Below are 10,170 nucleotides of genomic sequence, written 5' to 3' on the forward strand. Positions count from 1 at the left end.
CAATAAGTGTAGGTTGGGTTGAGGGACGATCTTCGGAGCTTATCCGTAGGATAAACCCAACATTAGTAAGGTTTTGTTGGGTTTCACTCCGTTCAACCCAACCTACATTTTTAGGCGTGTCAGTCCACTACCAATAGCGTTCATGCGTAAGTCCTAAACTTTTTATACACTCTTAATTTGGATTTTGCCACCCTTCCACAATAGCAACTCCCACATTAACATAAGGATTATCTAACAATTCTTTCAGAGCTTCTTTGCCTCCCGCTTGCAATGCTCCGACAAAACGTTGCCGTTTGCTTGGCGGAATGGCAGCGGTGACAAATACTCCTTTTTCTGTATCAGTGGCATCAGGATTACTTGATTCTAATTGTTTCAATAATTTTTGAATCTCATTAGCAGCTTCGGCGAGGGTTTGCTTTTCTTGGGAGTTATAATTATTTTGGGTTCCGCTTCCGATCATTTGATTGTCAGCTTCAGCATTCCCGATCATATTAGCATCAATTTTCCTATTTTGTTCTTGATCGACTATACTAGGATTTTCAGCTTGGCTCAAGTTATATTTTGTTCTGTAAGAATCTGTCATTAACTCACTCCTTATATTAGGGTTAAATTCAATATTAGTATTGTTACTTTTTTGAGCATTCATTTTAATAATTTCCAGTAAATGCTCAACTATATTATAACCATTTTCGGATAGTTCCGACCGAGAATTTAATCGCTGAATAAATTGGTCGCTGACAACATGGTCTTTGGTTTCCGCTGCATTTATTAATAATTTCTCTCGTAATAACAGTGCTTCGTTATAGGGTAACAAAGTTGCTAATAATAGATAAACTCCTCGAAATCTGGGGTCGTTAATATGTTGTTCTAATTTTTGATTTTCCTCACCGAGAAATGTCTGGACGATAAAATATTCTTGAATTTTATCATGGCGGAAATACCATTGCGAACCTGAATTACCTTCTACATGGCGTTGACGGCGCAAAACCATTTTGTAGTTTTCCATGCAATTTAGCTCTTTTTTCCACTCGGACGGAATATTAATTTCATCGTTGAGGCGCATTTGATATGCTGTTTCGGCAAATTCTGTTAGGGGAAAGGAATCAAAATTAATCTGCTCGTATGCTGCTGCCATAACGTTATACTGCTGTTGTTGCAGGTTGAGCAAGTCGGGGATTTTACCCTGGGCAAGAATTTGCGCCACAATAGTTAAATCCATGGGATTCGATAATAACCGACGTACTGCTTTGCGCTCTTCCTCTGACTGTTGGTTTGAATTGAAGGTTTTTTCCAGGTATTCTTCGCAAGCTTCCTCATACTCAGACTGGGAAATAGATGTTTCTGCGGATGGGGTAAACTGACGAGTTTGGAGAAACTGTCGAATTTGCTGACGTTTCAATGGTTGGAGAATATAGGTTTTGGTCGCGGAGGGTGGAATCCAATCTAGGGGTTGTGTTGCCAGGAGAATATGACCCCGGAAATGACGCTCGACGAAATAACTAATTTTAGTGCGGGTGTCGGCCGTGACTTCATTGAGACCGTCGATACAAATTTCTAGGGCGTTATTGTAGATGAGATTTTCTAGGAATTTACTGTCTGTTTGAGAAATAGGGATTTTGGCTTGGATGGCAGCGATCGCTCCTTGGGAACATTTGCTGGCAGGTAGGTAAACCACTAGATTTTTGCAGGTTTTTGCCCAGTAGCGCAGGAACATAGATTTGCCGAGACCTGATTCTCCTTCGAGGATAATGGGAGATTGCACTTTGGCAATGGCGGTTTTGATGGGTTGGAGGTTGTGGGTATTTTTGAGGCAAACGTTGGAGTCGGGAAAGTAATCTTGAGGGTTGAAACTGTCGAGGTTAGCGTCTGCGATGAGGAGGGGTTGGAAAGGGGAGAGGAGTTGGCGGCGGAGGAATGGTATCCAGGTGAGTAATAAACCGACGTAACCGAGTCCGGCAATTCTGCGAATTAGGGGATGCCAGAATAGGGTTTGAATTTCCGGAGATTTGGGATAGAGGGAGAGGAGGATGAGCCAAGTGATGGCGTGAAGGAGTAGAAATTTCCAGATGTAGGAGAATATTTGTATTCCTTTCAAGGCATCTATTTTGACTTTAATATCTTGATCTTTGAGGTTGTTGTAGTGGGTTTGGAGTAAATCAATATCCTCTAGTTGCCAATCTACCTTTTTAACCACAAAATCAATTTGCCGTTTCAATTCTGGGCGCAAGTCTTCTAGATTTTCAGTATCTGGCCAAGCATCAGCAAAAATCTCTAAAACTTTTTTGCCTTCTTTTCGAGTGTTGTCAAACTTATTATTTTCGTAGGGATATTTTTTGGGTGAACCCAACCATTGAATTAAGGTAATGGTGTCAGATTCTCCACCACTGACAAAGTAAGCGATAAAACGGAGTCTTGCTTCTTCATAGCTGCTTTTATGAGCGACATTCAAAATTGCTAAAATATCCTGAATATTCAACCTTCCCATCTTGCCCATTGCTGTTGCTGCTGCTTGACGGACATACGAATCTTCATCGCTCAACAACTGCTGCAACTGAGGAATAAATTCTTTAACCTCCGACCCCATCTCACCTACTATCTCTGCTGCTGAAGAACGGACAAGCCAATCTTCATCACTCAACAGCTGCAGCAACTGAGGAATAAATTCTTTAGCATCCAACCCCACCTCACCCACTGCCCATGCGGCTTCTCTACGGACATCGGAATTTTCATCGCTCAACAACTGCAACAACTGAGAAATAAATTGTTTAGTCTCCGACTTCATCCTACCCACTGCTCTTGCTGCTGAAGAACGGACATCTGAATCATCATCGCTCAAAAACTTCTGCAACTGTGGAATAAATTCTTTAACCTCCGACCCCATCTCACCCACAGCCCATGCTGCTTCATAACGCACATCCGAATCATTATCTCTAAACAACTTTAGTAACTGGGGAATCAAATCTTTAGCCTCCGAACCCAAATTACCTATTGCTTCTGCTGCTGCGGAACGGACATTTGAATTTTCAGCCCTCAACAACTGCTGCAACTGAGGAATCAAGTCTTTAGCCTCCGAACCCAAATTACCTATTGCTTCTGCTGCTTCATAACGGACGCTCCAATTTTCATCCCTGAACAATTGCAGCAATTGGGGAATAAATTGTTTGGCCTCCGACCCTAAATTACCTATTGCTTCTGCTGCTGCTTCACGAACATCCGAATCATCATCCCTCAACAACTTCTGTAACTGGGGAATAAATTGTTTAGCCTCCGACCCTAGATTACCCACTGCTATTGCTGCTGCGGAACGGACACGGGAATCATCATCTCTCAACAACTTCTGTAACTGGGGAATAAATTCTTTAGCCTCCGACCCTAGATTACCCACTGCTATTGCTGCTGCGGAACGGACACGGGAATCATCATCCCTCAACAACTTCTGTAACCGGGGAATCAACTCTTTAGCCTCTGACCCCATCTCACCCACTACGTTTGCTGCTGCTTCGCGGACATCCGAATTTTCATCCGTCAACAACTCTAGTAACTGAGGAATAAATTGTTTAGCCTCCGACCCAATATCATTCACTACCCATACTGCTGCCTTACGAACATCCGAATTTTCATAGCTCAACAATTTTCCAATTTGTTCAACCCGCTCCGAGGGAATTTCAACAGGATACTTAAGGTCATACCTAGACATTTTCTTCAAAGCCGCAAACCAAACATCAGGATCAGAATCATCCAACGCAGCCAACATTCCCTGGAGTTGCCAGTCTTCGGGCGGTGAATTCTCAGAAGCTCGAACATGACCCAAATTTACCACCAACAGCACCAACAACAACAGCAGCAAAAAACGCCATTTACGGAGAAAGGAGTTACAGAGTTTCATCATCCTTAGATTGAGAGATATAGCAATTCCCAAAGTTATGAGGTAAATTTACGATCCCCCTACTGCCTTAAAAAGGGGGACTTTGAAGACTCCCCACTTTGTTAAGCGGTTCCCCCCTTAGTAAGGGTAGGGGGGATCTAAAGCTGTACCTCATTATGTTAAAGAACTGCTATAGAAAACAGCAGCTTATTTTAAGTCTACATACTAACATATTAAATTGAACCGGAACAGAAAATCAAGAAATAATTTAGACCAACTAAGATTGCTTCTTTCCACTTCATTCCAGTTGCAACACCAACAGGAAAACAGTATGCTAAATTAAATTCCAAAATAAAAACGTGAAAACAGACAGCATCTTCTATAAATTATTTCTGACAATTCCATCCAGTTTTTTTGAACTAATTGGTATTTCTGGAAATGAAGCTAAAAATTACAAATTTACTTCCCGTGAAGTCAAACAATTATCATTTCGTATGGATGGATTATTTGTACCAACCAATGTTAATTCTGACCAACCATTCTATTTAGTAGAAGTACAATTCCAACCCAAAGAAGAATTATACTATCGTATCTTTTCCGAACTTTTTCTATATTTAAGACAATATCAACCGACTAATCCTTGGCGGGTAGTTGTTATTTATCCAACTCGTAGTGTTGAAAGGGAAGAAGCTCATCAATTTGGAGATATTTTAACTCTAGAAAGAGTCCAACGAATCTATTTAGATGAGTTAGCACCAATAAACTCGTTAGGAGTAGAAATTGTTAAACTGGTAGTAGAACCAGAAGAAACCGCAGTTGATGTGGCTAAGTCGTTAGTTGAAAAAACTCAAATTCAATTAACAGATGCAGTCAGACAAGAAAATATCATCGAATTAATAGAGACTATAATAGTCTACAAATTACCACAAAAAAGTCGGGAGGAAATTGCAGCAATGTTTAATTTAGGAGATTTAAAACAGACCAGATTTTACCAAGATGCCTTTGCCGATGGTCAACAAATTGGTGAACAACGAGGGGAACAACGAGGCCGAGAAATTGGTGAAGACATTGGGGAACAAAGAGGCGAACAAACAGGCCAACAGAAGGCCAAACAAGAAGCAGTTGCTCGAATGGTTAAATTAGGATTGAGTTTAGAGGTAATTGCTGAATCTTTAGACTTGCCTTTGTCGGTTGTTCAACAAATAGCTAATTCGGCTAATAATAATTAGATAACTGAATAGATTCATACTAACTTGGCTACAGAATATTTTTGATAAATAATTCAATTTTATTGGTAGTCAAGTTAACTTAAAAAAAATTAAGTAAGAGAGTTAGGTAGAGTATACTTAAACAGTTTGTATAAATCAGTTTGTATTAGGAAAAAAAAGAATTAACCAGACACCGATTATTTATCAATCTGAAACTTATTCTCAAATTATGGAGATAAAACCATGAATAATGAACAACCTAAATTATTTTCAGAAAGACTCCTTAAAAGTATCAATAAAGCCATTGCTGAAGCCTTAGAAAGACACCGGAAATTAGGAGAGTCTATCGCTATTTGGGAAGATGGAAAAGTAGTTATTGTACCTCCAGAAAAAATCCCATTAATCTTAGATAAGCAATGGGATGGATAATGAATAATGAATAATGAATAATTAATAATTAATAATTACCTCTGGTTTAACTTGAGGTGCTGATAACTGATAACTGAAAAAAGGTGAAGCGCAATGGTTTTAACAGCCCAAGAATTAGAGGCAATAATGCCCGATGCTACTCAACTAGAAAGCGACGAACCCGAAATGGAAAGCTCTCAACACTATACGCAACTCATGTTGCTAGTTATTTGTCTAGAATGGTTGTGGCGCGATCGCAACGATTACTTTATTGGTGCCAACTTGACTATTTATACGATGTCCGGTTGAATAGTTATAAATAACGAGAGAGGACTCAGGAGATCCCCCCTAACCCCCGTTTAACAAAAAGCACAGCATCCTCTGGCTTCCCATCGTTCAAAAGCGAAGCATCCTCTGGCTTCCCCCTTCCCAAGGGGGACGGGAGGGGGATTAAGGGGGGAACTGGAAGTCCCCTGGTTAAATTAGGATTGAGTTTAGAGGTAATTGCTGAATCTTTAGATTTGCCTTTGTCGGTTGTTCAACAAATAGCTAATTCAGCTAATAACAATTAGACAACTGAGATTAACCACAATATAAAAAGATGGCATACTCCTCAAGAGTCATCTTCAGATGACTTAAACTATTAGCCAAGGATTTCAATCCTTGGCGAACTTGGCGAACTTAGCGAACCATGTCATCCGCCAAGAAATAAATTTCTAGGATCAAAGCAGAAGTCATCTAAAGATGACTAAAGATAGCTAATTTATTATGGCGTTCTTAATGAGACTTGATATAAAATCCAACCACCAAACCTTCTTCCTCCTTTCTTCTTCCCTCTTCGTTCTCTCCTAGATAACTTAAGCCTTCCTTCTTCTTCCCTCCTGACTCCTGACTCCTGACTCCTGACTCCTTCTTCTAGCCACATCTGAGATTAACCACAATATAAAAAGATGGCATACTCCTCAAGAGTCATCTTCAGATGACTTAAACTATTAGCCAAGGATTTCAATCCTTAGCGAACTTGGCGAACTTAGCGAACCATGTCATCCGCCAAGAAATAAATTTCTAGGATCAAAGCAGAAGTCATCTAAAGATGACTAAAGATAGCTAATTTATTATGGCGTTCTTAATGAGACTTGATATAAAATCCAACCACCAAGCCTTCTTCCTCCTTTCTTCTTCCCTCTTCCTTCTCTCCTAGATACAGCGGGTTCCACCTTGGCGAGGTACACCCCAAAGCGAGCAAGATGCTCGCACTGGGAACATTTAATTTTTCATATCTGTACTTCATATACTTGAAATTTGCTGTAACTCAACCCTTCCTTCATCTTCCCTCCTGACTCCTGACTCCTGACTCCTGACTCCTTCTAATTAGCTACATCACGAAGAATATTTAAAGGTTTATGCTCCTTAATAATTTTCATCTCTTCCTGATTTTTCACCAACAAAGCACCCGCAAAACCTAAACTATTAACAGAAATAGATTTAAAATTTTCATGCGATCGCGACACAACTAACATCCATTCTCGCGTCACCAAAAGATTATAATTACCAGACTGTTTCCCAGTCTTCTCATCAACATCTTCTATCCCCACAGCTTTGAGTAAAGCAAAATAAGATGCCAAAATTTCACCAGCAGAGTCAACAGGAGAATTTATCCAACCAGAATCTAATTTAGCCAAAGCGTGTCGAAAAGGAAAGTCAGAGGTAACACCTATACCATTATCAAATTTAGCAGTAGCGATCGCTCTTTCTATGGGTATTCTCTCTCCATCCAAAACCATTGGCAGAGGTATCATTTGTAAATGTTTATGACGTTGACTCGCACCTGCCACTTTCCCAGAATTGTAAAATGCCAAACCATCAAATTCTCCCATACAGCAACCCAAAGCCTGAAAATCTTGCAAATTCAGCAAATTTTCTTGTTCCTCGAACTCTCTAGTCACAATAAGTAGATGATTATCTACAACGTTATACTTATTCAACAAACACAGATGAGTTTTAGAGATATCGGCAACAAATAAATCCTGCTCATAAGGTAGAAAGGGGTTAAAATCTTTGCCAGCCTCAGTTTTGTTTTTTTTCTGCTGTTTTTTGGCTTCATCTTTCCGGGATAAATTAGACAAAATGCGTACTAGGAAGCGAATATTATTCTGTTGTACAAACTCGTACTCAGTAGGTATAGGTTGAAGTGCGCCACATTCTAGAGCATATTTTGTTTGTTGTTTCAGTCTTTCCCAGAGAGTGCCAGGTGTAAATAACAGTTGATTTTGGGACATAGTTAAATTTTGGATATTTATAGTCATCCATCATCATACTACTGATATTAGACATCCAAAAGAGGGAGTAGGCAGTAGGCATTAGGGGGAAAGAATTGATAATTTCTGTTGGGTGAACCCGCCCCAATAATCTAATGCTTACAGCGGTTTTCATTTCAGTCTACCACAGTAGGGACGTTGCATGCAACGTCCCTACAGGGTTTTGGTTATGACGATGTGGTTCATCAATTTGAAAAGCGCTGTAATAATTGAAGTGCTACCTACAGTTAAGCATTAATACATGGTAATTAGAGTTTGCTGAAAAAGTCTTATGGGTGAGGGTAGGATAACCCACCCCTCGCCCCTCCCAGGAGGGGAAGACAGGAGGCAACCCACCCCTCGCCCCTCCCCCTCCCAACCCACCCCTCGCCCCTCCCAGGAGGGGAGGGGAAGACAGGAGAAATGGGAATGAGCGAGGAGGTAGGAGTAATATCACGCCTAAAATACTAACTTTTTGAGTGTTTTATATCATGTCCGATAGCATCGGAGCGTGTATAAAATTAAGGTGACAATGAAAGAAAACCTTCTGCCTCCTGCCTCCAGCATAGCTGCCTTCCTTCCACCAAAGTCTAACTATTCAACCGGACATGATATTAGACTGAAACAGGCGCACTACAATTCGATCCAAAAAAGACTAAAGTCTTTATATGTCAATGCTTTTATACGATGTCCGGTTGAATAGTTATAAATAACAACAGAGGAGTCAGGAGATCCCCCCTAACCCCCGTTTAACAAAAAGCGCAGCATCCTCTGGCTTCCCCCGATCCTGCGGGGGACGGGAGGGGGATTAAGGGGGGAACTGGAAGTCCCTCTTTTTAAGGGGGATGCGCGGGGGATCATTGATGTACTTCACGCCTTATGAAAACTATTATATTAAGGAGGAACAAGTTTTTTTATCACGCTCTTATCCGGACATGATATTAGTTCTAATCAGCAAGCCCTAATTAGTTAGTATAAAACCTTCTTCTTTCTTCCTTCTTCCTTCTTCTTTCTTCCTTCTTCTTTCTTCCTTCTGCCTTCTTCCTTCTTCCTTCTGCTGTAAGTCAAAAAAAAAGTCCCCTATGGAAACAGGGAACCCCTATAAATAGCAACTACTCTTAGAGCTTGATTTCAGTATTTACCACACTAAAATGAAAGTTTTTTTGGGATATTCACTAACTTTATCGCTTAAGCTTCACCTAATTTTAAGGCTCAAAAGCAATAAAGTTGTTGGGAATTTTAGTTTCTAGAAAAACTATCACATTAATCCCCAAGTACTTCTGTACAAAATAAGCTAGTTGAATCAAAACTTTTACCTTCTCTATTCGCTTTAGCTTCTTTACTTTCTAGGATGCTGGCAACTGAACTTTTCGCAAGAGAACGAGTTGTTGCACTGGCACTTTCATTAACCCAATCATTTGCGCCAACTTTATATCTAAAATCACATTCATACTGATCGTTAGCCGATCCTGCTTGTAAGAAAATACCGAGAGAAGCTAGTGCAGATAGGATTAAGTACCTTTTCATTATAAATAATCTCCTGTAATTCGGTTTACTTGCTGGATAGTTAGTTACTATCTATATTCTTTTTATATCTCTAAGTTCAGATCATTTATTGTTAAATACTATACTTTTTACTATATTTTTTCTCATTTTATGAGCGATTTGTTGTTTCTTTAAGTATAAATTCTTAATCCACATATAGGCATTATTAATATTAGTTTTTACTGTCTCAATATCAATAAAAATTAATAAAAAAAATTGATCTTTATGATATAATTATTCTTGATTTATTGCTGCGATTATGTAAGTAAAATTTTACAGTTATCTACTTAAATTGTCAAGAGAATAATATAACTATTTCTCAAAAAAAAATAGACCTGCAAATCTGCAAAATAAGTAAACATTTAAGTTGCTCTTTGGAACGAAAGTAAATAAATATTAATTGTGGATAAACAGAGCAATAAAAGGAGAAAAACTATTACGATCGAATTTAATATGAGCTTTTAGCAGTAATTTTCAAAACGATAAAAAGCAAAAGTCAAAAGTTTTGCGAGCAAAAAATTACAAAATTAAGTCGATCTGGTATAATTGAGTATGTGGCTTTTCAATCTTTACTCTACAAAAAATTGATGTTTGAATCATAAGCGATCGCTAGTAAAAAAAGTATAAATCTTGTTAGGAGCGATCGCTTATACAATAGACATCTCCAATAATAAAAAATAAAATCAATTATCGCACAGAAATTATCAATTCTTCCCCTCCCCTCCTGGGAGGGGCTAGGGGTGGGTTGGGAGGGGGAGGGGCGAGGGGTGGGTTCCCTACTCCCTACTCCCTACTCACTACTCCCTCTTTTCTGGAGATGTCTAATAATTTGTTGTTAAGTCACGAA

General features: G+C 39.3%; 7 protein-coding genes. 3 read left to right on the plus strand and 4 right to left on the minus strand.

The annotated features are described in order from the left end of the window. Positions 1 to 172 precede the first annotated feature (172 nt). A complete protein-coding gene (locus F6K54_RS31950) occupies positions 173 to 3,889 on the minus strand; it encodes a sister chromatid cohesion protein PDS5 (protein WP_293086980.1) in 3,717 nt (1,238 codons plus the stop codon). Between the two features lie 335 nt (positions 3,890 to 4,224). On the opposite strand from F6K54_RS31950, the gene F6K54_RS31955 reads away from it, so the two are divergent. The 3 genes from F6K54_RS31955 (at position 4,225) to F6K54_RS31965 (ending at position 5,790) form a co-directional block, all read left to right on the plus strand. Next, entirely contained in the window at positions 4,225 to 5,094 is an 870-nt protein-coding gene (locus F6K54_RS31955; RefSeq protein ID WP_293086983.1) for an Rpn family recombination-promoting nuclease/putative transposase, read from the plus strand. A gap of 222 nt (positions 5,095 to 5,316) precedes the next feature. After that, a complete protein-coding gene (locus F6K54_RS31960; RefSeq protein WP_293086986.1) occupies positions 5,317 to 5,502 on the plus strand; it encodes a hypothetical protein in 186 nt (61 codons plus the stop codon). A gap of 93 nt (positions 5,503 to 5,595) precedes the next feature. Continuing rightward, positions 5,596 to 5,790, plus strand: coding sequence for a Uma2 family endonuclease (locus F6K54_RS31965; protein ID WP_293086989.1), 195 nt, complete (start codon positions 5,596 to 5,598; stop codon positions 5,788 to 5,790). A 457-nt stretch (positions 5,791 to 6,247) separates the two neighbouring features. Here the strand turns inward: F6K54_RS31965 and F6K54_RS31970 are convergent, their stop codons facing one another. From F6K54_RS31970 to F6K54_RS31980, 3 genes are all read right to left on the minus strand, one after another. After that, positions 6,248 to 6,406, minus strand: a complete 159-nt coding sequence (locus tag F6K54_RS31970; RefSeq protein WP_293086992.1) for a hypothetical protein — start codon at positions 6,404 to 6,406, stop codon at positions 6,248 to 6,250. Between the two features lie 442 nt (positions 6,407 to 6,848). Then, entirely contained in the window at positions 6,849 to 7,760 is a 912-nt protein-coding gene (locus F6K54_RS31975; RefSeq protein WP_293086995.1) for a phosphorylase, read from the minus strand. 1,281 nt (positions 7,761 to 9,041) lie between these two features. Beyond that, on the minus strand, positions 9,042 to 9,305 hold the full coding sequence (locus F6K54_RS31980; RefSeq protein ID WP_293086998.1) for a hypothetical protein: 264 nt from the start codon (positions 9,303 to 9,305) through the stop codon (positions 9,042 to 9,044). Positions 9,306 to 10,170: the final 865 nt, after the last annotated feature.

The sequence above is a fragment of the Okeania sp. SIO3B5 genome (assembly GCF_010692555.1).
Taxonomy (GTDB): Bacteria; Cyanobacteriota; Cyanobacteriia; order Cyanobacteriales; family Microcoleaceae; genus Okeania.

Excerpts from the sequence above, each read along its gene's own strand:
- F6K54_RS31950 (WP_293086980.1), bottom strand. The coding sequence starts at position 3,889 with ATGATGAAACTCTGTAACTCCTTTCTCCGTAAATGGCGTTTTTTGCTG.
- F6K54_RS31975 (WP_293086995.1), bottom strand. The coding sequence starts at position 7,760 with ATGTCCCAAAATCAACTGTTATTTACACCTGGCACTCTCTGGGAAAGA.
- F6K54_RS31965 (WP_293086989.1), top strand. The coding sequence starts at position 5,596 with ATGGTTTTAACAGCCCAAGAATTAGAGGCAATAATGCCCGATGCTACT.
- F6K54_RS31970 (WP_293086992.1), bottom strand. The coding sequence starts at position 6,406 with ATGTGGCTAGAAGAAGGAGTCAGGAGTCAGGAGTCAGGAGTCAGGAGG.
- F6K54_RS31960 (WP_293086986.1), top strand. The coding sequence starts at position 5,317 with ATGAATAATGAACAACCTAAATTATTTTCAGAAAGACTCCTTAAAAGT.
- F6K54_RS31980 (WP_293086998.1), bottom strand. The coding sequence starts at position 9,305 with ATGAAAAGGTACTTAATCCTATCTGCACTAGCTTCTCTCGGTATTTTC.